Origin of the sequence: Mesorhizobium sp. M7A.F.Ca.AU.001.01.1.1, from assembly GCF_004022735.1 — a bacterium.
GTDB classification, from domain to species: Bacteria; Pseudomonadota; Alphaproteobacteria; order Rhizobiales; family Rhizobiaceae; genus Mesorhizobium; species Mesorhizobium ciceri.
This window is the reverse complement of the sequence record NZ_RZPF01001283.1, coordinates 1-734: the sequence shown is the minus strand read 5'-3', so window position 1 is coordinate 734 and position 734 is coordinate 1. Positions and strand designations below refer to the sequence as shown.

The following is a 734-nucleotide window of genomic DNA, read 5'->3' as shown; positions in this document are numbered from 1 at the left end:
AACGATGCCGCGCCGCCCAAGGACCGTCGGCGCGAACGCGGCGAAGCCAGCGTGCAGCGGATCATCGACGCCACCATCGAGCTCATCGCGGAGGAGGGACTGGCAAGCGTCACCATGCAGCGCATCGCCGAACATGTCGGCTCGTCCAATGCCCTGGTCGTCTTCCATTTCCGCAGCAAGGAGAACCTGTTTCGCGCCGTCCTGCAGTATCTCAGCGATCGATACGACGAGCTGTGGGTGACGCTGGTGCGAGCGCCCGGCCTGTCGCCGGTTGAGCGGGCCCTGGGCGCGGTCGATTGCGCGCAACGTTTCGCCCGCCAGCACCCGAAATGGGTTTCGGTCTTTGTCGTGTTCTCCAGCGACCGCAAGAGCATGCAGATCTACAATGAGATCGGCCTGCCGAGCGATCTTGCCTACACCGCCGAAGCGCGCGAGTTGCTGATCGAGATTTCGCGCAGCGGCGGTTACACCGACGTCGACATCGACACGCTGTCGGAGAGCCTGAATTATCTGGTCCACGGCGCCTGGTATTGGGATCATCTCAATCCATCCAGCCGTGACACCAACGTGCTGCGCAAGACCATGCTGCTCCTGCTGCATCAGGCATTCCCGCGGCATTTCGAACTGATGCGCTAGAGCAATTCCAGGAAAAGTGTGAAACGGTTTTCCGTCCGGAATTGCGCCAAACAAGGAGTTGGAGTGGTTCGCCGTTTCCGTGAAACGGTGAACCGCTC

Annotated in this window: 1 protein-coding gene; it reads left to right on the top strand. The window is 61.0% G+C overall.

Features of this window, described 5'->3' with window-relative positions; translation table 11 throughout:
* The coding region (locus tag EN884_RS37670; protein ID WP_164895501.1) for a TetR/AcrR family transcriptional regulator at positions 1 to 636 on the top strand (636 nt) is incomplete at its 5' end.
* Positions 637 to 734: the final 98 nt, after the last annotated feature.